This is a genomic window from Dorea ammoniilytica (assembly GCF_025567415.1).
Classification (GTDB): domain Bacteria; phylum Bacillota; class Clostridia; order Lachnospirales; family Lachnospiraceae; genus Claveliimonas; species Claveliimonas ammoniilytica.
Genome location: NZ_JAOQJV010000022.1, coordinates 1 through 24,291 on the forward strand (window position 1 = coordinate 1; position 24,291 = coordinate 24,291).

Annotated in this window: 22 protein-coding genes and 1 other annotated feature; of the genes, 19 read left to right on the forward strand and 3 right to left on the reverse strand. The window is 45.7% G+C overall.

The features are described 5' to 3' along the window. Positions 1 to 136 precede the first annotated feature (136 nt). Positions 137 to 1,162 (reverse strand): bile acid:sodium symporter family protein, encoded by a 1,026-nt coding sequence (locus tag OCV65_RS12115; protein WP_262582259.1) that lies wholly within the window; start codon positions 1,160 to 1,162, stop codon positions 137 to 139. A gap of 81 nt (positions 1,163 to 1,243) precedes the next feature. Further along, positions 1,244 to 1,483 (reverse strand) — a binding site (T-box leader). A gap of 322 nt (positions 1,484 to 1,805) precedes the next feature. Between OCV65_RS12115 and OCV65_RS12120 the strand changes: the two genes are divergently transcribed. From OCV65_RS12120 to OCV65_RS12160, 9 genes are all read left to right on the forward strand, one after another. Next, positions 1,806 to 2,366: a hypothetical protein gene (locus OCV65_RS12120; protein ID WP_262582260.1), complete on the forward strand. Its 561-nt coding sequence runs from the start codon at positions 1,806 to 1,808 to the stop codon at positions 2,364 to 2,366. Positions 2,367 to 2,378: 12 nt separating this feature from the next. Continuing rightward, positions 2,379 to 2,900, forward strand: a complete 522-nt coding sequence (locus OCV65_RS12125) for a hypothetical protein (RefSeq protein WP_118452541.1) — start codon at positions 2,379 to 2,381, stop codon at positions 2,898 to 2,900. A gap of 14 nt (positions 2,901 to 2,914) precedes the next feature. Then, entirely contained in the window at positions 2,915 to 4,645 is a 1,731-nt protein-coding gene (locus tag OCV65_RS12130; RefSeq protein WP_262582261.1) for a V-type ATP synthase subunit A, read from the forward strand. A 12-nt stretch (positions 4,646 to 4,657) separates the two neighbouring features. Then, positions 4,658 to 5,953, forward strand: coding sequence for a V-type ATP synthase subunit B (locus OCV65_RS12135; RefSeq protein ID WP_118383989.1), 1,296 nt, complete (start codon positions 4,658 to 4,660; stop codon positions 5,951 to 5,953). A 12-nt stretch (positions 5,954 to 5,965) separates the two neighbouring features. Then, on the forward strand, positions 5,966 to 6,580 hold the full coding sequence (locus tag OCV65_RS12140) for a V-type ATP synthase subunit D (protein ID WP_262582262.1): 615 nt from the start codon (positions 5,966 to 5,968) through the stop codon (positions 6,578 to 6,580). Further along, the gene (locus OCV65_RS12145; RefSeq protein ID WP_262582263.1) at positions 6,577 to 8,418 is read left to right on the forward strand and encodes a V-type ATP synthase subunit I; all 1,842 of its coding nucleotides are present in this window, start codon (positions 6,577 to 6,579) and stop codon (positions 8,416 to 8,418) included. The genes OCV65_RS12140 and OCV65_RS12145 overlap by 4 nt, the downstream gene beginning before the upstream one ends. A 21-nt stretch (positions 8,419 to 8,439) precedes the next feature. Beyond that, positions 8,440 to 8,874 (forward strand): V-type ATP synthase subunit K, encoded by a 435-nt coding sequence (locus OCV65_RS12150; protein ID WP_118383986.1) that lies wholly within the window; start codon positions 8,440 to 8,442, stop codon positions 8,872 to 8,874. A 158-nt stretch (positions 8,875 to 9,032) separates the two neighbouring features. Further along, complete coding sequence (locus tag OCV65_RS12155) at positions 9,033 to 11,096, forward strand: toll/interleukin-1 receptor domain-containing protein (protein ID WP_118452544.1); 2,064 nt, start codon at positions 9,033 to 9,035, stop codon at positions 11,094 to 11,096. A 20-nt stretch (positions 11,097 to 11,116) separates the two neighbouring features. Further along, positions 11,117 to 11,872, forward strand: coding sequence for an inositol monophosphatase family protein (locus OCV65_RS12160; protein ID WP_262582264.1), 756 nt, complete (start codon positions 11,117 to 11,119; stop codon positions 11,870 to 11,872). Between the two features lie 150 nt (positions 11,873 to 12,022). Here OCV65_RS12160 and OCV65_RS12165 read toward each other — a convergent pair whose 3' ends face one another. Together OCV65_RS12165 and OCV65_RS12170 are read right to left on the reverse strand one after the other, a co-directional pair. Then, a complete protein-coding gene (locus OCV65_RS12165) occupies positions 12,023 to 12,592 on the reverse strand; it encodes a phosphoribosyltransferase family protein (RefSeq protein WP_262582265.1) in 570 nt (189 codons plus the stop codon). A 16-nt stretch (positions 12,593 to 12,608) separates the two neighbouring features. Beyond that, positions 12,609 to 13,667 (reverse strand): NCS2 family permease, encoded by a 1,059-nt coding sequence (locus OCV65_RS12170; protein WP_262582266.1) that lies wholly within the window; start codon positions 13,665 to 13,667, stop codon positions 12,609 to 12,611. A 304-nt stretch (positions 13,668 to 13,971) separates the two neighbouring features. Between OCV65_RS12170 and OCV65_RS12175 the strand changes: the two genes are divergently transcribed. From OCV65_RS12175 to OCV65_RS12220, 10 genes are all read left to right on the forward strand, one after another. After that, the gene (locus OCV65_RS12175; protein WP_262582267.1) at positions 13,972 to 14,352 is read left to right on the forward strand and encodes a C-GCAxxG-C-C family protein; all 381 of its coding nucleotides are present in this window, start codon (positions 13,972 to 13,974) and stop codon (positions 14,350 to 14,352) included. 26 nt (positions 14,353 to 14,378) lie between these two features. Beyond that, positions 14,379 to 15,782 carry an alanine/glycine:cation symporter family protein gene (locus OCV65_RS12180; RefSeq protein WP_262582268.1) on the forward strand — a complete coding sequence of 468 codons (1,404 nt, stop codon included), beginning with the start codon at positions 14,379 to 14,381 and terminating at the stop codon, positions 15,780 to 15,782. 587 nt (positions 15,783 to 16,369) lie between these two features. Next, a complete protein-coding gene (gene trpE / locus OCV65_RS12185) occupies positions 16,370 to 17,836 on the forward strand; it encodes an anthranilate synthase component I (RefSeq protein WP_262582269.1) in 1,467 nt (488 codons plus the stop codon). Next, positions 17,833 to 18,396, forward strand: coding sequence for an anthranilate synthase component II (locus OCV65_RS12190; protein WP_262582270.1), 564 nt, complete (start codon positions 17,833 to 17,835; stop codon positions 18,394 to 18,396). The genes trpE and OCV65_RS12190 overlap by 4 nt, the downstream gene beginning before the upstream one ends. A gap of 21 nt (positions 18,397 to 18,417) precedes the next feature. Further along, entirely contained in the window at positions 18,418 to 19,443 is a 1,026-nt protein-coding gene (gene trpD / locus OCV65_RS12195) for an anthranilate phosphoribosyltransferase (RefSeq protein WP_262582271.1), read from the forward strand. A 2-nt stretch (positions 19,444 to 19,445) separates the two neighbouring features. After that, positions 19,446 to 20,231: an indole-3-glycerol phosphate synthase TrpC gene (gene trpC, locus OCV65_RS12200; protein WP_262582272.1), complete on the forward strand. Its 786-nt coding sequence runs from the start codon at positions 19,446 to 19,448 to the stop codon at positions 20,229 to 20,231. Then, the gene (locus tag OCV65_RS12205) at positions 20,228 to 20,836 is read left to right on the forward strand and encodes a phosphoribosylanthranilate isomerase (RefSeq protein ID WP_262582273.1); all 609 of its coding nucleotides are present in this window, start codon (positions 20,228 to 20,230) and stop codon (positions 20,834 to 20,836) included. The genes trpC and OCV65_RS12205 overlap by 4 nt, the downstream gene beginning before the upstream one ends. After that, positions 20,833 to 22,023 (forward strand): tryptophan synthase subunit beta, encoded by a 1,191-nt coding sequence (gene trpB, locus OCV65_RS12210; RefSeq protein ID WP_262582274.1) that lies wholly within the window; start codon positions 20,833 to 20,835, stop codon positions 22,021 to 22,023. Before OCV65_RS12205 ends, trpB begins: the two co-directional genes overlap by 4 nt. Next, the gene (gene trpA, locus OCV65_RS12215; RefSeq protein ID WP_262582275.1) at positions 22,016 to 22,795 is read left to right on the forward strand and encodes a tryptophan synthase subunit alpha; all 780 of its coding nucleotides are present in this window, start codon (positions 22,016 to 22,018) and stop codon (positions 22,793 to 22,795) included. The genes trpB and trpA overlap by 8 nt, the downstream gene beginning before the upstream one ends. Before the next feature lie 146 nt (positions 22,796 to 22,941). Continuing rightward, positions 22,942 to 24,279 carry a TrkH family potassium uptake protein gene (locus OCV65_RS12220; protein ID WP_262582276.1) on the forward strand — a complete coding sequence of 446 codons (1,338 nt, stop codon included), beginning with the start codon at positions 22,942 to 22,944 and terminating at the stop codon, positions 24,277 to 24,279. Positions 24,280 to 24,291 lie beyond the last annotated feature (12 nt).

The following is a 24,291-nucleotide window of genomic DNA, read 5'->3' on the forward strand; positions in this document are numbered from 1 at the left end:
TCTTCTATGCTGTACTTAACTTTTCTACTCAAAAAAATACCCCCTTTCAGGAAACAAGTTTTTATTATTTTACTTGTCTACCTAAAAGGGAGCATATCATAGATTGCACTGAGAGCCTTCTTTATAATAGATATATTTAGTGTGCTGCGACTTTTACGTTCTCAGCAGAGTTCTCTTTGTGTTTATCATGCATTGCAAACATTCCGGCAAGTAAGGTTCCTGAGATGGAGTGCCATGTGCAGGATACAGCGCAGATGATTGCGGATTCCGGTGTGGATGCAAACTGTGCGGTTGTTGTTGCGAGGTTTGTTGCCAGACCTGCATTCTGCATACCAACTTCGATGGAGATGGTTCTCTTCTTTGATGTGTTCATTCCAACCAGTTTTCCGGCTCCGTATCCCAGCAGATATCCGAGTCCGTTGTGAAGCAGTACAGCAACAAAGATTACAACACCTGACTGGAAGAATTTGGCTCCCTGTGAGGATACAACGCCTCCTACTACACATGCAAGACCAAGCACTGCGATTCCAGGCATTACCTGCTGAAGTTCGCGGAATGTCTGTTTCTTTCCGAGCAGATAATTTAATAAGAATCCGACACCTACAGGAAGGATTACCGTTTCGATGATAGATACGAACATTGGAAGTCCTTTGATCGTAATCTGTGTACCACTTGCCAGGAAGGATACCATCAGAGGAGTCATGACTGGTGAAAGTAATGTGGATACGGTTGTCATGCCTACGGAGAATGCTACATCACCGCCGCACAGGTATGACATGATATTAGAAGATACGCCGCCAGGACAGCATCCTACGAGAATCAATCCAAGTGCGATTCCGTCTGGCAGATTTAATACTTTTGAAAGTGCAAATGCCAGGAATGGCATGATCAGGTACTGGGCAATCGCGCCGACGCAGATGTCAAATGGACGCTGTGCCAGAATTTTAAAGTCTTCTGTTGTAAGGGTAAGCCCCATGCTGAACATGATGATTCCGATGATAATAGACTGGCAGGTGAATTTATTTGCCACCATATCCGTGAATAGTGCCAGATTCACCCATCCCATCATAGATGGAAGGAAAAATGTGACTACTGCGATCGCGATTACGACGACCGAGGTGTAGTCTGATAAAAATTTGCTTGCTTTCTGTAATGCTTTCATTACGTGTTTCCTCCTTTGGATAATTACTGCTCACCGGATTCGATATGAAAGAAATAAAAAATCCCTTCTCAGAACAATCTGAAAAGGGACGAAATCTATCCGCGTTACCACCCTGATTCTGCAGAAATGCTCCTGCAGCACTTTCTTACGTACGAATATACGCGTTCCCTGTAACGTGGGATGACGGCGAGGTCTACTGATATTACTTTCAACCCGCTTCTTAGAGAGGATATCCTTATTCTGCCATTACCTGCTTCCACCAGCCGCAGGCTCTCTGTGAATGAGCGATAAACAAGGCGTTGTTCTCATCAATGAATTTCGGTGAACGATATTCTTTTTTACAAAAAATTATTATAGACCTGCTATTTCAAATGTCAAGCATTTTTTTTGCGGAATTCTAAATCCATGAAAATCTATGAAAATAGATCGGAAATGGAGTGGAAATGAATTTGAATGACAAAAACAGGAGAAACTAACAAGATGAAAAACGGCAATTGTTAGACAATTTGCCAAAATCTGGACAAAATATTAAATGTGTCAGAATGCTTGGAAATAATTCTTGTTTATAAAAGAAGTATGTATTATAATTAAACGTGAATTGTTTCTTAAATAGTACAATTGAAAAATGAAGGGAAGTGAAATTATGGAGTTACAGATTCAAGACTTAGTTTCGTCAATCCGCAAGGACGGCATTGATGCGGCGAATGCGGAAGCAGAAGCAATTATTTCAGAAGCTAAGAAAAAGGCTGAAATGATTATTGCGGATGCGAAGGCTGAGGCTAAGAATATTCAGGAGACTTCAGAAAAAGAGATCAGCATTCTGAAAGAGAGTGCAGCGCTTAGTGCTGAGCAGGCAAAACGCGACGCTATGCTTGCATTTAAGAATGAGGTCCAGGCTGAATTTGAAAAGATCCTTTCTGCAAAGATTAAGAATAACCTTTCAGATGCTGCACTTGGCAAGCTGATCCAGGCTGTTGTGGCAGATGAAGATGTACAGAATTATTCCGTTGAAGTTGCTGAGGTGAGTGATTCGCTCAAAGCAGAACTTGCAGAAGAAATTAAGAATGGTCTTGAGATCAAACCGACCAAGAGTGTGCGTGCAGGATTCCGCCTGGCAGCCAAAGATGGTTCGGGTTATTTCGACTGTTCTGACGAAGAGATCATGCAGATGCTGATGCCATATTTCAGAAATCTTGATTTCTAGCAGGAGGTGCTTATGGCTTCATATTATTATTTGATATCCAGCCTGCCGGACCTGAGAACAGATGGTGACATGCCGATGACTTACGATGAGTTTCTTGACATGTGCCAGTCAAATGTAAGTGAATCAAAGTATGAATTGTTGAAGAATCTCACCCTTTCCTCTGAAGAGGGACCGCTGTTAAAAGAGTGGTCAGCTTTTTATAAGAATCTTATGGGTGAGCTTAATTATCAGAGAAGCGTGAGTCTGGGAAGACCGTATCTGACATCCTATGATAAGGATTCGGTGATCGCACAGGTTGCTGGAGCTGCAATGGCTGCGAAGAATCCGCTGGAGGCAGAGAAGATCCTGCTGGAGTGCGAATTTGATAATCTTGATTCATTGGTAGGCCTGCATACTTTCGATGACAGATATTTATTCGGGTATGCGATTAAACTAAAATTGCTTGAGCGCCAGAGCTGTTTTGTTCAGTCAAAGGGACAGAAGGAATTCAAACGTCTTTTTGATCAGGTGCAGCAGCGCGTCTATAGCTTATAACAGGAGAGAATTTGATGGAAACAGTAACAGGATATGTAACTGGTATTAATGGAAACCTGGCGAATGTCAGCTTTAATGGTTCAGTTCATAAGAATGAAGTGGGTTATATCCTTGTTGATGGAAAACGTCTGAAAGGAGAGGTTATCCGTATTAACAATGGTGTTGCCAGCATGCAGATCTACGAGATGTCCAACGGTATCAAGGTTGGAGATCAGGTAGAATTCACTGGTGAACTGATGAGTGTAGAACTCGGACCAGGCCTGTTGACCCAGGTATTTGACGGACTTCAGAATCCATTGCCGGATCTTGCAGAGCAGTGTGGTTTCTTCCTTGAGAGAGGTGTATATCTTGATCCGATTCCGGACAGAGAATGGGAATTTACACCATCTGTAAAAGTGGGAGATGCTGTAGAAGCAGGGGATTCGATCGGCAGTGTTCCTGAAGGATTATTTACACATGAGATTATGGTTCCATTCACGCTGAAAGGCAGTGACTGGAAAGTTAAATCAATCAAAGAAAAAGGCTCTTATCATGTAAGAGCAACAATTTGTGTCATTGAAAATGGCAATGGAGAAGAAAAAGAACTCAGCATGGTTATTACCCAGCCGATCAAAAAGGCTGTTAAGTGCTACGAAGAGAGACTTCGCCCGGACGAGCCTCTGGTAACACAGATCCGTTGTATCGATTCGTTCCTTCCGGTAGCGAAGGGCGGAACATTCTGTGTACCTGGACCTTTCGGAGCAGGTAAGACCGTACTTCAGCACATGGAAGCTAAGAATGGTGAGGCAGATATTGTTATCGTGGCAGCTTGTGGAGAGCGTGCCGGTGAGGTTGTAGAGATCTTAAAAGAGTTCCCGGAACTGGAAGACCCGAAGACCGGAAGATCTCTGATGGAGAGAACCATCATTATCTGTAACACATCTTCTATGCCGGTAGCTGCCAGAGAGGCTTCCTGCTACACGGCTGTAACACTGGCTGAGTATTACAGACAGATGGGACTGGATGTACTTCTTCTTGCAGACTCTACCAGCCGTTGGGCACAGGCCATGCGTGAGATGTCAGGACGTCTGGAAGAGATTCCTGGGGAAGAGGCATTCCCGGCATATCTGGAGTCTACGATCGCATCGTTTTATGAGCGTGCCGGTAAGGTAAGACTTAAGGATGGCAAGATTGCATCCGTTACGATCGGTGGTACCGTATCACCTGCCGGTGGTAACTTTGAAGAGCCTGTAACACAGGCAACACTGAAGGTAGTCGGTGCATTCCACGGACTTTCCAGAGAGCGTTCCGATGCACGTAAGTACCCTGCGATCCATCCGATGGATTCATGGTCCAAATACGATGGAGTTGTAGATATGGCTCGTGTGGAGGAAGCACGTTCTATTCTGCACAGAGGAAATGAGATCAACCAGATGATGAAGGTTGTTGGTGAGGAAGGAACTTCCGCAGAAGATTACATCGTTTATCAGAAGGGTGAGCTTCTTGATTCCGTATATCTGCAGCAGAACTCATTCGATCCGATTGATGCGGCATGCTCTCCGGACAGACAGCGGGAAGAGTTTGGCGTCCTTTACGATGCATTGATGGCATCCTATGATCTGGATGACAAAAACGAGATCCGAGGTTTCTTCAATCAGTTGAGACAGGAGTTCCTTGACTGGCATGGTACAGAATTCGAATCACCGGAATTCTACGCACAGGAAAAGAAAATCTCAGAATTCTACAAATCAAAAGCTGTTGAGTAGGAGGATGTTAGCGTGCAGAAAGTATATACAAAAATAGAATCAATCGTCGGTAACGTTGTTACTGTCAGAGCGAAGGATGTGCGCCTTGGCGACCTGGCTCTGGTAGGCGACAGTTATGCGAACGTAATTAAACTTGATAAAGATGTGGTATCTCTGCAGGTATTTGCAGGTGCGCAGGGTGTAGGAACCAGCGATCCGGTACGCTTCCTTGGACGACCGATGATGGTATCCTTCTCAGATCACCTGCTCGGACGTGTATTTGACGGAGCCGGTGTACCGAGAGACCACGGCCCGGCACTTACTGAGAACATGATTCCGATCGGCGGACCGTCATTTAACCCGGCGAAGCGTATTCTTCCAAAGAATATGATCCGTACCGGTATTCCGATGATCGATGTGTTCAATACACTGGTAGAGAGCCAGAAGCTTCCGATCTTCTCTATTTCCGGAGAACCTTACAATGCACTGCTTTCACGTATTGCGTTGCAGGCGGAAGTAGACGTGATCGTACTTGGAGGTATGGGACTGAAATATGACGATTACCTTGCATTCCGTGATACACTGGAAAAAGGTGGTGCTATGAGCCATACGGTTATGTTTATCCATACCGCGTCTGACCCGACCGTAGAGTGTACGCTGGTGCCGGATATGGCACTTGCTGTTGCAGAGCAGTTTGCGCTTAACGGTAAGAAAGTACTGGTACTTCTTACCGATATGACGAACTACGCAGATGCACAGAAGGAAATGGCGATCACTATGGAACAGGTACCTTCGAACCGAGGTTATCCTGGAGACCTGTACAGCTGTCTTGCATCCCGTTATGAGAAGGCCGTTGATATCGAGGGAGCCGGATCTATCACGATCCTTGGTGTTACGACGATGCCTGGTGATGATGTTACGCACCCGGTACCTGATAATACAGGTTATATTACAGAAGGTCAGTATTATCTGAAGAATGGACACATTGAACCATTTGGATCTCTGTCACGTCTGAAACAGAATGTAAATGGTAAGACGAGAGATGACCACCGCGCACTGATGGATGGTATGATCCGTCTGTATTCTCAGTATAAGGAAGCACTTGAGAAGAAATCCATGGGATTCCTGATGAGTGAATGGGATGAGAAGCTTCTGAAGTACGGCGAGTTATTTGAGACGAAATTAATGGATCTTAGTGTGAACATTCCACTTGAAGATGCACTTGATCTTGGCTGGGAGATCCTTGCAGAGTGCTTTGAGCCAAATGAGACCGGTTTGAAGACAAGTCTTCTGCAGGAGAGATGGCCGGATAAGGATGCATTAAAATAAAAGGAGCAGCTAATGGCTATCAAACTTACTAAAAATGAGCAGAAGGTGCAGAAAGACCGCCTGAAACAGTATCAGCGTTATCTTCCGACACTGCAGCTTAAGAAGCAGCAGCTGCAGTCAGTGATCATGAAGACCAAGGCTGAACTGGATGAGAAGGAAGTCGAACGTGCTCAGATGATCGGAGATCTGGATGACTGGGTAGCAGTGTTCGCGGAGAATGAAATCTTCGATGAGGACATGAAGCTTGATTACCTGGTGCAGCCGGATACCGTTATCTGTAAGAATGAGAATATCGCCGGCGTGACAGTTCCTGCATTTCAGGAGCTGACATTCAAAGATATCAGCTATGACGTTGACGACTATCCTTTGTGGGTTGATACTGCGATTATAAAGCTTCGCGAGATTGCCCGTCTGGATGCTCTGGTATCGACGCTCCGCAAGCAGGAGGAACTCCTTGAGAAGGAACTTCGTTCTACCTCACAGCGAGTGAATCTGTTTGAGAAGGTCAAGATTCCGGAAGCCAAGGAGAATATCCGCGTGATCGGTGTATTCCTCGGAGATCAGCAGACAGCGGCGGTTGTACGCGGAAAGATTTCAAAGAAAAAATTAACGGAGGCGGCACAATGATAGAAAAGATGCAAATGGTCTATGTCGTGTCATCCGTCTCCAGAAAAGACGAGATGCTCGAAGGACTTCGTAATCTCGGACTTCTGCATCTGGCAGAAAAGAAGAGTCCGGCACGTGCGGCGACGGAAAGATTCACAACACTTTCCAAGACGGCGACGGAGCTGCTGGATTATGCACCTGATAAGAAATCAAAGAACAAAAACAGTGCACCTGTTCTTTCCGACAAAGAATTTGAGGAAATGTATCAGGGCGTACTGAATGCGCTGGATAAGAAGTCCACGCTGGTTCAGGATATCAGTGCAGCCAATGCAGAGATCGAACGAATCAAAGCCTGGGGTGAGTTCTCTCCGGCTGAATTAAAACAATTAAAAGAAGCAGGGTATGATCTTCATTTTTACCGATTAGGTAAGCGTGAGTATGAGATGGCAGTGCAGGATGAAAATGTACAGATGGTTCGGCTGGCATCGATTGACAAGATGGATACCGTTGCTGTAATAGGAAGCCTGCCGGCGACCATACCTGCGGCAGAGTTCGCAATTCCGGAAAAGGGAATCGACGAACTGACAAAAGAGATAGAAGACAGTCAGAAGCAGATTGCTGAGTGTGATGAAGTCTTTAAGAAAGCAGCAGTGTATGAGTCAAGCTTTCAGGTTCAGATGTTGAAAGCCCAGAATGCGGAGAATTATTCATCTGCAAGCGAGACCGCAGAAAGCGATGAGGATTTTGTATGGATCTCCGGATATCTTCCGGAAGAGGATCTTTCGAGATTCAAAGCAGCTGCGAAGGAAAATGGCTGGGCATGGGCGCAGGAAGATGTAGCTGAGGATGATATGCAGATTCCTACAAAAGTGAAATACGGTAAAGTATCCAGACTGATCAAACCGGTATTTGATATACTTGGTATTCTTCCAGGATACAGAGAACCGGATATTTCCCTTTGGTTCTTCCTGTTCTTTACACTGTTCTTTGCGATGATTATTGGAGATGCAGGTTATGGATGCCTGATTCTTATCGGAATCATTGCATATGCAGCGAAATCAAAGAAATTTAATAATGCAGTTTATTTGCTATTTGTATTATCAATCGTGACGATCATATGGGGTGCGATAACCGGAACCTGGTTTGGTCTGGAATCGGCAATGAATGTTCCGTTCCTGAGGGCACTGGTAATTCCTGATTTTGCAAACTATCCGGGGTACTTTGGCGTGACTGCTCTTACGCAGCAGAACACGATCATGAAGTTCTCATTTTCCATCGGAGCAATTCAGATGGCACTGGGAAGTCTGATCTCGATCAAGAAGAAGCTTTCTAACAAAGATCTGAGCTGGGTGGCAGACCTGGGATGGCTTGTAGCGATTGTTGCAATGTATTTGTTGGCACTTTATCTGGTAATCGGAGAGAAGCTGGCGATCAAACCAATCTTTGTACTGATCGGCGTAGCATTTGCGCTGGTAGTCCTTTTTGGCGGCATGGCACCGGATCGTACATTTGCACAGGGACTCAAAGCAGGACTCGCAGATGCATTTACCGTATTCTTAAATACGATCAGCTGTTTTGGTAACGTTATGAGTTACATCCGTCTGTTTGCGGTAGGTATGGCAGGACTTGCCATTTCTCAGAGCTTCAACGGAATTGCAGCCGGATTCCACGGACCACTTATCATCATTGGTATTGTGGTTGTATTGATCGGACATGCACTGAACATTGTCATGTGTTTCCTGTCAGTCGTAGTACACGGTGTCAGACTGAATGTGCTGGAGTTCTCAGGCCAGGCAGGTCTGGAATGGACAGGAATCGCATACGAACCATTTAAAGTAAACGATAAGATTGAAAAATAGTATTTATAAAGGAGAAAGATTATGAATTTAGCATTTATTGGAATGGCAGCTGCACTTGGTTTATCCGCTTCAGGATCAGCATTTGGTGCAGGATTTGCAGGACAGGCAGCAGTAGGAGCATGGAAAAAGTGTTATGCAAGCGGTAAACCGGCACCGTTCATTATGATCGCATTTGCCGGAGCACCTCTGACACAGACAATCTACGGATTCCTTCTTATGAACTTTATCAAGAGTGCAGTAGATGGCGGAGCAGACGCAGGACTTGCACTTGGCGTTGGACTTTTCTGCGGACTTGCGATCGGACTTTCCGCATTATTCCAGGGCAAGTGTGCAGCCGGAGCAGCTGATGCGTTGGGTGCAACCGGAAAAGGTACAGCGAACTACTTTATCGTAATCGGTATCGTAGAGACAGTAGCCCTCTTTACATTGGTATTCGGCTTACTGCTGTTAGGCTAAGAAGAATAAAAAAATTAAAATGGTGTCGGGATTTATTCCCGGCACCATTTTTGTATGTGCGACGAGTCGAGCAGGCTTTTTTTTGAAAGCATTTGAAGAGGTGGAAATTCTCTGATATTTCCTTTATAATTAAGTCAGCTTTTTTAGGAGGGAACTGCATGGGTAAGAGAGTTTTTATCAGTTATTCACATCAGGACAGCGTGTGTGCAAAGGGAATCGCACGGTTTCTTACCAGACAGGGATATGATGTCTGGATAGATGTGGATAAATTAGTGGTTGGTCAGAGCTGGGCCAATAATATCAATGAAGCACTGCAGACAGCAGACATGATGATCGCATTGATTTCCAAGAATTCGGTGCGGAGGATGGAAGTACTGCGTGAAATATCGGAAGCACTGGACAGAAATGAAAAAGATGAGAACTTTTATGTGTTGTTTGTAGTCATTGGCAATGTGCATCCATCGTGGTTTCCGGATACCGGTGACGGCAAGGTGAAGAAGATTATCGAGTGTCTGCAAGTTATCCAGTTTATCCAGCTTGATGCAAAAGGGACGATCAGTATTGCAAAAATGCAGGAGCTGATACGTGCATTGAATGGTAAGATGACGTATACGGAAGGGATTGATTTCCGTAAAAGCAATGAATATATTTATGAGGCCGGGGTGCCGGAGAAGGTATATGATAATGTTGCTGAGAATTGCTTTTACCGGGTACATGCAAGTGACCTTGCTCCTTCGACAGCATTTCCTTTTGCATTGGATAACCAGTGGCTGCCGGATGAGATTATTGCGGATGATTCAGACATGAAGGGGCAGTTTATGCATTATGGGTTTGAAGCAGAATGCGTCCAGCAGTTTTTGGAGACATATCAGATGAAGAATCTGTATCTTGCGTTGATGCATACAAGACAGATCATCTTAAACAGGGCATCGATCCTTAACAGCAAAAGTCTGCAGAAATTATATTTTGCACACGAATACAAGGAACGGGAGCAGAATGCATTTGCACATTTGCTGAAGAATGGAAGCATTATTGTATTTTTGTATGGTGACCATGAACTGACGCCGTATGTGGATGAGCTGCCGGAGTACTCTACGATGCGCCATGCAGTCGATGAATGGAACCGGCTGTGTACAGAGATCGCCATGTACTGTATTCGGGAAAACTGGGAGACGCCGGTAGACAAACACAGTCAGGAACTCGTGAAACAGTGTACAACACTGGCATTTAACAAAGAGACGAATGATATGCTGGCAGAATGTTTTGATTTTGATGTCGTTCAGAAAAAAGAATTTTTATCAACGTTGAAGGAGATCGAAATGTCTGTGTTTTTGCAGACACACATCATTGGGACGGGACGTAGGTCAGATGTGAAAGGGTACAGCCGGTCAGCGTTTTACCGTAATTTTGTGGTGGTTGATAAGTCAGAAAATCATCCGGATCCGGTACTGAATTGCATATTTGATGAAAACAAGCCATTTCACAGGGAATTGAAAAAAATGATAGATGTATATTATAATTCTATTTTCACGAACTTTTTTAATTGTGCAGCCCTGATTCCCAGTGATATACGACCGGAGGATACATTTATCCATCAGCTGTATCTGACACATGGACTGAAAGAAGTGAGTCCGGATGAACTGGAATATGCCTTTTCAGAATTTTTCGGCAATGAGGCGATACTTGATAAGATCGGGGAGATCGGTGATAATTTCTATCTTGAGAATTGGTCACTGGACCGGATCATTTCATATCGGGAAGGAATGCACTGGAGAGAGTATATCGAACTGGTCGAGTATATTACAAACCGTTCTACGTACTGGGAAGTGGATTTCAGTGATATTGAGAATCTGATCGAACTGTTTGTAGAAAGCATAAAGGAATGCCAGGCAAAAGAAGGGACGGTCAGCAAAAGGACACCGTTTGTTCCGGCATATACATTCCGCATATGTATTGGAAGTAAGGTGCTGGATATTGTCTGCAACCGCAATGTGCGTAAGTTAAAGACATACAAGGGCGTCCTGTCTGCCAAGACACAGAACAGTCTGTCAATACAGTTTCTGATCGGTGATTCAACTTCGGAAAGAAATCGGATATCAGAATCGATCTTTTTGCCTGTTAAAATTTTTGATGGAAAGACCAACTATATAGGGGGCAATTCCTATCTGGAAGAATTGAGTTCTTTTTTGACAGAGCAATGTGAATTTATGTGGATATATTAAAGAGAAGGAAGTAAGAGATAATGGATCATATGGAGTATGGACTGGAGTTTTGTGAGAAGACACTGATGCCGATCATCAAAAATGTGGTGGATAAGTATATAGGTACATCGTACTCAATCGAAAAAAAAGGACAGGGTAATTTTGTTACAACGGTTGATAAGAAGATAGAACAGGAACTGATCGATCGGTTTCAGCAGCTGGTGCCGGGTTCCGGGGTGATCGCAGAGGAAACGGAAGCACAATTGGAGCAGAAGTTTAACTGGATCATTGATCCGATTGACGGAACGACTAATTTTATCAATGGTCTGCAGTATGCAGTGTCTGTAGCTCTCGTATATGAACAGCCGGATCATATTCTCTTAGGGGTGGTATATAACCCTAAAGATGATATCTGGTATTACGCATGTAAAGGAAAGGGAAGCTATATCCTGGAAAAAGGAATGGTAACACAGCTGCGAGTCAGGACATTTCCGCCGGATGAAGGGATTGTGGTGTTTGGAATGCCATATGACAGGAGGAAGACAGGGAAGATATTAGATATTGTACAGAAGTATTATGCAATCGCATCGGATATGAAGCGGATCGGACCGTCTTCTCTTGATATCTGTCTGGTAGCATCGGGGAAAGCGAAGATGTATCTGGAACTGGATCTGAATCTGTGGGACATTTCCGCCGGTATATTAATTCTTACGGAAGCCGGTGGGACGTATGTACAGAAAGGGGATCTGTATATTTTTGGAAATGATGATATTCAGAATATTAAAGGTGCGCCGTAAGGCGCACCTTTTTTATCTTTGCCGGGTCTCATCAGCTGCCGGTTCCTCTATTGCAGATATCTACGGAGCAAAAGATCTGTATGGGAAAAGCCCCGGGATACACGGCTGCTGGACCGTATACCCAGGGGCTTTTCGAGATGAAAAACGAGTTTAGTCGATAGCGTTGTATTCACCATCGGATAACTTGCGGAAAAGCGGAAGCTTCTGCAGGAAGAGGATGTCTTCTCTGTCTGCTGCATCGCCTTCTGCAAGGATTGCGGCTTTCTTAACGACCTTGGCGCCTGCATTTTCCATCAGGCACTCCAGTGCGTGGAGAGATTCTCCGGTAGAAATGACATCATCCAACAGGCAGACTCTTTTGCCACGGATCTTATCGGCGTCTTTTCCATCCAGATACAGATGCTGCTCTCCGGCAGTTGTAATGGAATGAACGGATGCGGATACCACATCTTTCATGTAAGACTTTGTACTCTTTCTGGCTACGATAAATTCTTTGAGACCAAGCTGTCTGCTGACCTCATATGCAAGTGCGATACCTTTGGCTTCTGCGGTTACGATAGCATCCACATTGCCGATTTTTCTGACAAGTTCAGGTGCGCAGGCGCTGACCAGTTCAGTGTCGCCAAGGACTACGAAACTTGCAAATGCCATATCCTCGCTGATCGGGATAAATGGAAGGGTACGATCTACATTGCACAAAGTCATATTGTATGTTTTCATAATAATACATTCCTCCTTATAATCCAAGGAACTTAGCTGCAACACCGGCGAGCATTCCGAGGAATGGATTGGTTACTGCTGTTACGACCATAGTTGTTCCGCCTACTGCAGCATTTGTTGCCAGGGCAGAAGGGGCATCCAGTACAACGGTCTTGAAGATACCAAGTACAAATAAGAAACCTGCGATAGAAGAAGCCGGTACGTATTTACCGATCTTCGGAAGCAGTTTCAGAAGCAGGATCACACCGATCACAACCATCATTGCAACACCGGCCCATACAGCATGCGGTGCATTAGCGGTAGCAGAGATAATAGACTCTACCGGAGCACCACCGAAGAAAGAAGAGCACATATCTGCCAGAGAGGAGATTACAGTCAGTGTATCTACATTGTAATTACCGCCTGTTGCCATTCCGGCTGTGATTCCTCCGAAGGAAATGTTGGAACCGATGTTCAGACATACCATTCCGAGAGCACCAAGGATTACGTTAGCGTTGATGGTGAATTTCTGACGGATGAATTTGTCATCTTCTACGACAATGCTTGATTTTTCTTTGTTGAAGATTGCATTGGCAATGCAGGATGCGACAACAGAGATCACGATGGTATATACCAGTGTATTAGCACTGTCTTTTGTGAAATAATAAGTAATGAGTGCTACTGCCAGAGATACGCCTCCGGAAATGGCATCGCTTTTTACCATATCGATTGCAGCTTTGGTAAGGATGATACCAACACCGGCCATCATACCGAAAGCGACATCTTCACCGACAAAATTCACGATTTTAGTTAAAAGACCCAGAGCACCGATCAGAGCCATGATCACACCGCCGATAAAGATCATGGTGCATCGCTCAGAACGGTCCTTGCCGGCTGTACCGGCGTAGGTGATCGTCTCAGCCTGGAAAGAGATCGGAGCCACGCTCTGTGTTACCGTGTTACCGATCGCACCTACAAAAAATGCCAGTGCAGTAGGTACAGAGGCGAATCCATAAGCCAGTGCCAGGAGTCCCTGCGGAAGTCCATTCAGTACGACACCGATTACAGCCATCAGGTCAGTCATAATTGCATTCATAGTTTTTCCTCCTAGAAGTAAGTAATAAATATTAAGTCAACAACGTGGTTTGGCAGGATCACGAGTACGCTGTCGTACGATGTCCTGCCTGAATAAAAGTGTAACATCGAATGCTGTGGGTGTAAATGAGTCTGGTTATGAGAACTTTTAACGGACATTGATAACTTATGCTAATAAATAGTCTTTTGCCCCTGGCATCCGTAAATATCTCTGGAAAAAACTTATGATGTATAGTAGAATCAACTGGGAAGTAATCATAAATCAAGAAATGATTATATATCAACGAAAGAGAGGAAAGCTGATTATGAGCAAAGCGGAGTTGGCAATTGAAAAGAAGTACAATGGAAAGTGTAACTGTGCACAGGCTGTTGCATGTAGTTTTGCAGAAGAAGCCGGGGTAGATGAGGAGACATTAAAAGCAGCTACTCAGGCATTTGGGGTTGGGCTTGCGACTATGGAAGGCAACTGTGGTGCATTGTCAGGTGCAGCGATGGTATTAGGATTGATCCATAAGGATCGCAAGAAGACAACAGAGGATATTCGTGCGATCATGACAGAATTTAAGGAGACATACGGAACAGTAGTCTGTAAGGAACTTAAGGGTGTGGAGACAGGAAAGGTAATCCTGCCTTGTGATGACTGCATCAGAGCAGCTGCCGCACTATTGGAGAAACAGCTTGGCTAAGCTGGAAGATAAAGGAGAGAGGTTTTATGTTGGGAATGATTATTGACACTATTAGTACGTTCATGTACAGCAAGCTGCTGGTGATACTGCTGATCGGAGCCGGAATCTATTTTACGATCCGGACAAAACTGCCACAGATAAGATTATTTAAAGATGCATGCATGGCAGTTGTAGAGAAGCCGGAGGATGGAGATGGGGTATCATCCTTTCAGGCGTTGATGGTATCTACCGCATCTAGGGTAGGAACCGGTAATATTGTTGGCGTGTCGACTGCAATCTGTATCGGGGGATTCGGCTCCGTATTCTGGATGTGGGTGATCGCGATCATTGGCAGTGCATCTGCATTTGTAGAAAGTACACTGGCACAGATATTTAAGAAAAAAGGAAAAGACGGGGAATGTTATGGAGGTCCTGCTTATTATATAGAAGCAGCTCTTCACAGCAGACCGTTGGCAATTGTTTTCTGCATCTCTATGATTGCGACTTATGCATTTGGATTTAACATGCTTGCATCGTACAATCTGCAGTCCACATTTTCCGGATTTGCATTTTATGATGTAAAGTGGTCGCCATGGATCATTGGAGGTATTCTGGCAGTGATTACCGGATGGTGTCTGTTGGGCGGAGGTTCCCGTATTGTGAAGGTGACTTCTACATTGGTTCCGATTATGGGAGTGGCGTATATCCTGATCTCGATCGTGGTTCTGATTATTAATCATGCCTATCTGCCGATGGTATTCACTAAGATTTTTGAGGAAGCGTTCGATTTCAATGCAATTTTTGGAGCATTCGCAGGCTCAGCTATGATGCAGGGAATCCGTCGCGGGCTTTATTCTAATGAAGCAGGTATCGGTTCTGCGCCGAATGCGTCTGCGTCAGCACAGGTCAGTCATCCGGTTAAACAGGGAATGGTGCAGATGCTGTCTGTGTTTATTGATACACTGCTTCTGTGTACTGCAACTGCGATGATGTGTATGTCATCCGGTATCGCACCGACAGAAGAACTGCAAGGTGCACCGTGGGTACAGGAAGCACTGCGTGAATCACTGGGTGGCTTCGGACCGATCTTCATCGCAATTGCAATGGTACTTTTTGCATTTACCACATTACTTGGCAACTGTTTCTATTGTGATAATCTGCTGAATTATATTCATAAAGGTGAACCAAGTAAAGCTTTCATGAAAGGATTTCGTCTGATATCTGCACTGGTGGTATTCCTAGGTGCCGGGATGGAAGTGTCCATGCTCTGGAACATTTCAGATGTGTTGATGGGAGTCATGGCTCTCATTAATATTCCGGTCATTCTGATCCTGTCTAATATTGCACTGAAGGCGTTGGCAGATTATGAGAAGCAGATGAAAGCGGGAGTGAACCCTGTGTTTAAGGCAAAAAATATTGATCTGAAATATGAGACCGATTATTGGAATTAAATAAAATTCACCGTTGACATGATTTTTTCATCGTGCTATTATTTAGTAAATTAATACTTCAAACCGATGAAGTGGAGATAACGGCAATCATGCCTTTACAGAGAGTCCGGGATGCTGAGAACCGGATGAGAAACAAGTTGTCAAATGGACCACGGAGGGTGCAGTCAAATGTGAACCGGATTTTATCTGTCATGATGATCACAGTGATCATTGTATTATAGATTCACAGAGTATTCTGCAACGTGAAGGCATACGTCAGTTGCCGGGGATATAGAGGTATCCTGATAAGAGCACAGGTTTATTCCTGTGAATACAAGGTGGCACCGCGGATAGTGATTAGTACATTCGTCCTTGACAGAAAGAGTATCTTTCTGTCAAGGACTTTTTTTGTGCAATAAGCCGTCATGCAGAAATCGTGCTTGCACGAATTTCTATAGGACGGCCAATGTTCATCGAGCCGGCAGGCGAGATGGCATTGATTGCACGGCGAGTAGGCGTTAGACTACTCGGTTAAGAGGAAATTACGTGAGAATTTCCTCTTAACAAGAAGTCCCGACAGAGCAATTGTTTACAAGGAGGCAGACAGCATGAATATTTTACCGAATCTTGAAGATGTCCGGAGACTCGCAGCATCCGGCGAATACAAAGTCGTACCGATCAGTTGTGAGATCTTATCCGACATCTGTACCCCTATTGAAGCAATGCGTATTTTAAAAAATGTGTCCACACACTGCTATATGCTAGAATCGGCACAGCAGGATGAAAAATGGGGACGCTATACATTCCTCGGGTATGACCCGAAGATGGAGATCACCTGTATGGACGGTGAGATGCAGGCGGGTGGTATCCGGGTGAAAACAGACAATCCGTCAGAAGTGCTGCGGCAGATCCTGGCGGACTATAAGAGTCCGAAGATGGAATACCTGTCATCATTCACAGGCGGTCTGGTGGGCTATTTCTCCTATGATTATCTGGGTTACAGCGAACCGACGGTGAAACGCGAGGTGGAAGATACGGAGAACTTTAAGGATGTAGATCTGATGCTGTTTGATAAGGTGATTGCATTTGATAATCTGAAGCAGAAGATCATCCTGATCGTAAATATGCCGCTCGCGGATCCGGAAGTCGGTTATAACAAGGCGGTTATGGAATTAAAACAGATGCGGAATCTGCTGAGAAATGGTGAGAAAAAGGATGAACCGGCAGGCCGCCTGCTCGGAGAGGTACAGCCATTATTCGATAAAGAGCGTTATTGCGATATGGTAGAGAGTGCGAAAGCTTATATCCGTGAAGGAGACATTTTCCAGATCGTACTTTCCAACCGTCTGGCAGCACCGTTTGAGGGAAGTCTGTTAAATACCTACCGTGTACTGCGGACACTGAATCCATCTCCGTATATGTTCTATTTTTCCGGAACAGATGTGGAGGTCGCAGGAGCGTCTCCGGAAACGCTGGTGAAGCTTGAGGATGGCGTGTTACATACCTTTCCGCTCGCAGGTACCAGACCGAGGGGTAAGACAGAAGCAGAAGATCAGGCACTGGAAGCGGAACTCCTGTCAGATGAGAAAGAGCTTGCAGAACACAATATGCTGGTGGATCTTGGGCGAAATGACCTTGGCAGGCTCAGCAGGTTCGGCACCGTGGAAGTAGAAAGTCTGCATTCCATCGAACGATTCTCGCATGTGATGCATATCGGTTCGACGGTACGGGGAATTATCCGGGATGATAAGGATGCACTGGATGCAGTAGAGGCAGTGCTTCCGGCAGGAACTCTTTCGGGCGCACCGAAGATCCGTGCATGTCAGCTCATCGGAGAACTGGAGAATAATAAGCGCGGTATCTACGGAGGAGCGATTGGATATATTGATTTTACCGGCAATATGGATACCTGCATTGCAATCCGTATCGCATATAAAAAGAACGGTAAAGTATTTGTCCGGAGCGGAGCCGGAATTGTAGCAGACTCCGTACCAGAAAAAGAATATGAAGAATGTATCAATAAGGCAAAGGCAGTAGTCAATGCATTGAAATTAGCAGAGGAGGCAGATGTATGATATTACTGATCGATAATTATGACAGCTTTGCATACAATCTCTACCAGTTCATTGGAGAGATCAATCCGGATATCCGGGTGATCCGCAATGATGAATTGACGGTAGACGAGATTCGCGCTCTGCATCCGGAGCGGATCATCCTGTCACCGGGACCCGGAAGACCGGAGGATGCCGGCGTGATCATGGATGTGGCAAGGGAACTTGGCAGTGAGATTCCTGTTCTAGGCGTGTGCCTGGGGCATCAGGCGATCTGCGCAGCCTTTGGCGGGACAGTGACTTATGCAAAAGAGCTGATGCATGGCAAACAGTCGGAGACCACATTTGATGTGGGATCGAAGATGTTCCATGACTGTCCGGCGCAGGCTCCGGTAGCCAGATATCATTCGCTGGCGGTAGATGAGGACACACTTCCGGAATGCCTGAAAGTGACAGCCCGCACGGTAGAAGGTGAAGTGATGGCGGTAGAACACCGGGAGTATCCGATTTACGGATTGCAGTTTCACCCGGAATCTATCATGACACCGGACGGAAAACAGATGATTGCAGCTTTCATACGATAGAGAGAAAAGGAGAGATAAGCTATGATTAAAGAAGCCATTGTAAAAATCGTAAACAAAGAAGACCTGACATACAAAGAAGCATACGACGTGATGAACGAGATCATGAACGGCGAGACTTCTCCGACACAGAACGCAGCTTTCTTAGCAGCACTTTCTACCAAGAGCGCGAGAGCAGAGACGACGGATGAGATCGCAGGCTGTGCAGCAGCGATGAGAGAACATGCGCTGAAGGTTGAGACAGACATGGAGCTGTTTGAGATCGTAGGTACCGGCGGAGATAATGCACATAGCTTTAATATCTCTACCACTTCTGCATTGGTAGCGACAGCAGGCGGTATGAAGGTAGCCAAGCACGGCAACCGCGCAGCTTCTTCCAAGTGTGGGACAGCAGATTGTCTGGAAGCGCTGGGCGTGAATATCCAGCAGAGTCCGGAGCGGTGTGTGGAGCTGCTAAAAGAAGCCGGTATGTGTTTCTTCTTTGCACAGAAATATCATTCATCCATGAAGTATGTCGGGGCAATCCGTAAGGAACTTGGATTTCGTACGGTATTCAATATCCTGGGACCGCTGACTAATCCCGGAACACCGTCTATGCAGCTACTTGGTGTGTACGATGAATATCTGGTAGAGCCGCTGGCACAGGTACTGATCAGTCTTGGAGTAAAGCGAGGCATGGTCGTATACGGTCAGGATAAACTCGATGAGATCTCAATGAGCGCACCGACTAAGGTATGTGAGATTAAAGATGGATGGTTTAAAACTTACGTGATCAAGCCGGAAGATTTCGGTTTCACACGCTGTACGAAAGAAGATCTGGTGGGTGGTACTCCTGATGAAAATGCAGAGATCACGAAGAACATCCTGAAAGGAGAGAAAGGACCAAAGCGTGATGCTGTGCTGATGAATGCAGGTGCGGCACTGTACATTGGCGGTAAGGCTGAAAATATGAAAGATGGCATTGAACTGGCGAGTGTGCTGATTGATTCCGGTAAAGCACTGGAGACATTGGAGAAACTGATCGAAGTCAGCAACCGGCCGGAGGTGTAAGAATGACGATATTAGACGAACTTGCGGACTACGCCAGAGTGCGTACCGCGGAGGCTAAGAAAAAGAGATCACTGGAAGAGGTGAAGAAGGCAGCGCTTGCATTGCCAAAAGGGGATTACCGATTTGAGACGGCATTGAAGAAACCGGGCATTTCTTTTATCTGTGAATGCAAGAAGGCTTCCCCGTCAAAAGGACTGATTGCACCGGAATTTCCATATCTGGAGATTGCAAAGGCGTATGAAGCGGCAGGTGCTGACTGTATCTCGGTGCTGACAGAACCAAGATGGTTCTTAGGGAGCGAACGGTATCTGCAGGAAATTGCTGAAGCGGTAGAGATTCCATGTCTGAGGAAAGATTTTACTGTGGATGAATATATGATCTACGAAGCAAAGCTTCTTGGAGCATCGGCAGTGCTTCTGATCTGTTCCATCTTAAATGAGGAAGAACTGAGGTATTACATGGCGGTCTGCGAGGAACTGGGACTGTCAGCATTGGTAGAAGCGCATGATGCAGAAGAAGTGCTGATGGCACTTCGCACAGGAGCAAGGATCATCGGTGTAAATAACCGGAACCTCAAGGATTTTACTGTGAACACGGATAACAGTAAAAAGCTCCGGGAAATGATTCCGCCGGAGGTTATCTTCGTATCTGAAAGCGGTGTGAAAGGATCAGAGGATGTAGCGGCACTCTGTGAGATCGGAGCAGATGCAGTGCTGGTCGGCGAGACGCTGATGCGTGCAGAAGATAAGACTAAGATGCTTGCAAAGCTCCGGGGAGGTCAGATATGAAGATCAAGCTGTGCGGACTGATGAGACCTTGTGATATCGAAGCAGTCAATGAACTGCAGCCGGATTATATCGGATTTGTATTTGCAAAGAAAAGCAGAAGATATGTGAGCCCGGAAAAGGCAGAGAAATTAAAAGCCATGCTTGCTCCTGGGATTCAGGCTGTGGGCGTTTTTGTGAACGAAGAGCCGGCGCAGATCGTATCACTTCTTGAGGCTGGAACAATTGATGTGGCACAGCTCCATGGACAGGAAAGCGAGACGGAGATCAGACGGCTTCGGGAACTTACCGATCATCCGCTGATCCAGGCGTTTCGAATTGATACAGAGCAAGATGTGGAACGAGCCAATGCCAGTACGGCAGACTATGTACTGTTAGATTCTGGCGCAGGCGGTACGGGCACAGTTTTTGACTGGGATCTGCTGCAGGCGATCCGGCGACCGTATTTTCTGGCCGGCGGACTGGACACGGAGAACCTCGGGACGGTAAAAGCGAAACTAAATCCATATGGCATAGATGTCAGTTCAGGCATTGAGACCGATGGATATAAGGATAAAGAGAAAATGACAGCGTTTGTCGCTGCGGCAAGAAAGGAAGACACATTATGACGAATATGAAAGGACGATTCGGTATTCACGGAGGGCAGTATATTCCTGAGACACTGATGAATGCGGTGATCGAACTGGAAGAAGCATATAATCACTATAAAAATGATCCGGAATTTAACCGGGAACTGGATGCGCTGTTTCATGATTATGCGGGCAGACCATCCAGACTCTATTATGCAGAGAAGATGACAAAGGATCTGGGCGGCGCAAAGATCTATCTGAAGCGTGAGGATCTGAATCACACCGGAGCCCACAAGATTAATAACGTACTGGGGCAGGCACTTCTTGCGAAGAAAATGGGCAAGACCAGATTGATCGCGGAGACCGGAGCAGGCCAGCATGGTGTGGCAACAGCGACAGCAGCGGCACTCTTTGGAATGGAGTGTGTAGTATTTATGGGAGAAGAAGATACCATCCGACAGGCATTGAACGTATATCGTATGCGTCTGCTGGGTGCAGAGGTCATCTCGGTTAAGAGCGGAACAGCAACACTCAAGGATGCGGTATCCGAGGCAATGCGTGAGTGGACTTCCCGTATTAGCGATACCCATTACTGTCTGGGGTCTGTAATGGGTCCACATCCATTCCCGACGATCGTGCGTGATTTTCAGGCAGTCATTTCAAAAGAGATCAGGGAACAGATCCTGGAAGCCGAGGGAAGACTGCCGGATGCAGTGCTTGCATGTGTAGGCGGCGGTTCTAATGCGATTGGAAGTTTTTATAATTTTATTGAGGATAAAGAGGTACAGCTGATCGGCTGCGAGGCAGCAGGACGAGGCATTGATACCTTTGAGACGGCGGCAACGGTTAATACAGGACGCGTAGGTATCTTCCACGGTATGAAGTCGTATTTCTGCCAGGATAAATACGGGCAGATCGCACCGGTATATTCAATTTCCGCAGGTCTGGATTATCCGGGAGTCGGACCGGAGCATGCGCATCTTCACGACATTGGAAGGGCGCAGTATGTGCCGGTAACGGATGACGAAGCGGTCAATGCATTCGAATATCTTGCTAAGACAGAAGGCATTATTCCGGCAATCGAATCTGCACATGCGGTGGCGCATGCGATTAAGCTGGCACCGACAATGGATAAAGACAAGATTATCGTAATTACCATTTCCGGACGAGGCGATAAGGACTGTGCAGCCATCGCCAGATACAGAGGGGAGGATATCCATGAGTAATATAAAGAAAGCATTCGAACAGGGCAAAGCATTTGTCGCATTTATCACCTGCGGAGATCCGGATCTTGAGACGACGGCAGCAGCAGTCAGAGCAGCTGTTGCAAATGGGGCTGATCTGATTGAGCTGGGCATCCCATTTTCTGACCCGACGGCAGAAGGACCGGTTATTCAAGGGGCCAATATCCGCGCATTGAGCGGTGGCGTGACAACTGACAAGATCTTTGATCTGGTAAGAGATTTACGGACAGACATAACTGTACCGATGGTATTTATGACCTATGCGAATGTGGTGTTTTCATATGGAGCAGAGACATTTATCGCTACCTGTAAAGAGATCGGTATCGACGGTCTCATTCTTCCGGATATTCCATATGAAGAGAAAGAAGAATTCCTGCCAATCTGTCATAAGTATGATGTGGAACTGATCTCACTGATCGCACCGACATCTGAGAACAGAATCTCTATGATCGCAAAAGAAGCAGAAGGATTCCTGTACATTGTATCCAGTCTTGGGGTAACCGGAACCAGAAGCGAGATCAAGACAGATCTGAAAACTATCGTAGATGTGGTACGCCAGAATACGAATATTCCATGTGCGATCGGATTTGGGATCTCGACGCCGGAGCAGGCCGGCAAGATGGCAGCGATTTCTGACGGTGCGATCGTGGGCTCTGCGATTGTAAAACTGATAGAGCAATACGGAAAAGAATCACCAAAGTATGTGGGGGAATATGTAAAAGCTATGAAAAAAGGAACCATCGGTGAAGCCTGAGATTCCTGTAACATCTATTCGGACAGCAGAATATTGCTGTCCGTTCTTTATACTATCTTAATACAAATGGAAATACCCTTATACCATCTTAAGATAAAGACTCGTATAGTATTAAACGGAATGAAGATAAAGGAGTTTTATGTACTATGCGTAGATATATGCGACTAAAAAAACATCTGACATCGTTTCAGATCATCATTATGGGATTTGCAGGAGTAATCCTGGCAGGTGCATTCCTGCTTATGCTGCCGTTTTCCAGTACATCCGGAAAGATAACGCCATTTTTTGATGCGCTGTTTACTTCAACGTCAGCAGTATGTGTAACGGGACTGGTGGTCGTAGATTCCGGAAGCTACTGGACGATGTTTGGACAGGCTGTAATATTACTTCTGATCCAGATCGGCGGTCTGGGTGTTATTACGATCGCGGTGGCATTTGCAATGCTTTCAGGGAAAAAGATTTCGCTGATGCAGAGAAGCGTTATGCAGAGCGCGATTTCAGCACCGCAGGTGGGCGGTATCGTAAGGCTGACCCGTTTTATCCTGGGCGGGACATTTCTGATAGAAATAACAGGAGCAGTGGCTATGATGCCATCGTTTTGCAGCAGATATGGAATGCGTGGAATCTGGATGGCAGTATTTCACTCGATATCTGCATTCTGTAATGCAGGTTTTGATATCCTGGGAACAAAGACACACCAATTTGCTTCACTTACCGGCTACAGTGGAAATGGCGTGATCAATATAACGATTATGCTATTAATCATCATAGGTGGAATCGGCTTTCTGACATGGGAAGACATTTATCTGAATCGTTTTCAGTGGAAGAGATACCGGTTGCAGAGTAAACTGATCCTGTGTACCACAGCATTTCTGATCGTGGTTCCGGCAGTGTTCTTTTATTTTGAAGATTTCCGGGGGCTTACAGGTATGCATGGTGTGTGGAATGCATTGTTCCAGTCGGTTACAACGAGAACAGCAGGATACAATACGGCAGACCTGGCAGCAATGTCAGGAGCATCCCAAGCTCTCATGATCATACTGATGCTGATCGGAGGCGCACCGGGATCGACGGCAGGAGGAATGAAGACGACCACCTTTGCAGTGATGATCGCCAATGCGGCTGCAACGTTCCGGCGAAGGGATCAGATCCAGGTGTTTCACCGGAGGCTCAATGATGAGGTTGTGAGAAATGCTGCAACGATTGCAGGAATGTATATGGCACTGTTTTTCTGCGGTGCTTTTGCAATCAGCGTCATAGAGCACCTTCCGTTATCCGCCTGTTTATTTGAGACAGCATCAGCTGTCGGAACGGTAGGACTGACACTTGGATTGACACCGGATCTGGGAGTTGTGTCGAAAGGCATTTTAATCATGTTGATGTATTTTGGCCGTGTCGGGGGGCTGACACTGATCTATGCGGCTGTCCCGGAGAAAAGCAGATATATTGCAAGATATCCGGAAGAAAAAGTAAATGTTGGATAAGGAGACAGAAAG

Coding starts and splice junctions, on each gene's coding strand:
- OCV65_RS12115 (WP_262582259.1), bottom strand. CDS start 1,162: ATGAAAGCATTACAGAAAGCAAGCAAATTTTTATCAGACTACACCTCG.
- OCV65_RS12120 (WP_262582260.1), top strand. CDS start 1,806: ATGGAGTTACAGATTCAAGACTTAGTTTCGTCAATCCGCAAGGACGGC.
- OCV65_RS12125 (WP_118452541.1), top strand. CDS start 2,379: ATGGCTTCATATTATTATTTGATATCCAGCCTGCCGGACCTGAGAACA.
- OCV65_RS12130 (WP_262582261.1), top strand. CDS start 2,915: ATGGAAACAGTAACAGGATATGTAACTGGTATTAATGGAAACCTGGCG.
- OCV65_RS12140 (WP_262582262.1), top strand. CDS start 5,966: ATGGCTATCAAACTTACTAAAAATGAGCAGAAGGTGCAGAAAGACCGC.
- OCV65_RS12145 (WP_262582263.1), top strand. CDS start 6,577: ATGATAGAAAAGATGCAAATGGTCTATGTCGTGTCATCCGTCTCCAGA.
- OCV65_RS12150 (WP_118383986.1), top strand. CDS start 8,440: ATGAATTTAGCATTTATTGGAATGGCAGCTGCACTTGGTTTATCCGCT.
- OCV65_RS12155 (WP_118452544.1), top strand. CDS start 9,033: ATGGGTAAGAGAGTTTTTATCAGTTATTCACATCAGGACAGCGTGTGT.
- OCV65_RS12160 (WP_262582264.1), top strand. CDS start 11,117: ATGGATCATATGGAGTATGGACTGGAGTTTTGTGAGAAGACACTGATG.
- OCV65_RS12165 (WP_262582265.1), bottom strand. CDS start 12,592: ATGAAAACATACAATATGACTTTGTGCAATGTAGATCGTACCCTTCCA.
- OCV65_RS12170 (WP_262582266.1), bottom strand. CDS start 13,667: ATGAATGCAATTATGACTGACCTGATGGCTGTAATCGGTGTCGTACTG.
- OCV65_RS12175 (WP_262582267.1), top strand. CDS start 13,972: ATGAGCAAAGCGGAGTTGGCAATTGAAAAGAAGTACAATGGAAAGTGT.
- OCV65_RS12180 (WP_262582268.1), top strand. CDS start 14,379: ATGTTGGGAATGATTATTGACACTATTAGTACGTTCATGTACAGCAAG.
- trpE (WP_262582269.1), top strand. CDS start 16,370: ATGAATATTTTACCGAATCTTGAAGATGTCCGGAGACTCGCAGCATCC.
- OCV65_RS12190 (WP_262582270.1), top strand. CDS start 17,833: ATGATATTACTGATCGATAATTATGACAGCTTTGCATACAATCTCTAC.
- trpD (WP_262582271.1), top strand. CDS start 18,418: ATGATTAAAGAAGCCATTGTAAAAATCGTAAACAAAGAAGACCTGACA.
- trpC (WP_262582272.1), top strand. CDS start 19,446: ATGACGATATTAGACGAACTTGCGGACTACGCCAGAGTGCGTACCGCG.
- OCV65_RS12205 (WP_262582273.1), top strand. CDS start 20,228: ATGAAGATCAAGCTGTGCGGACTGATGAGACCTTGTGATATCGAAGCA.
- trpB (WP_262582274.1), top strand. CDS start 20,833: ATGACGAATATGAAAGGACGATTCGGTATTCACGGAGGGCAGTATATT.
- trpA (WP_262582275.1), top strand. CDS start 22,016: ATGAGTAATATAAAGAAAGCATTCGAACAGGGCAAAGCATTTGTCGCA.
- OCV65_RS12220 (WP_262582276.1), top strand. CDS start 22,942: ATGCGTAGATATATGCGACTAAAAAAACATCTGACATCGTTTCAGATC.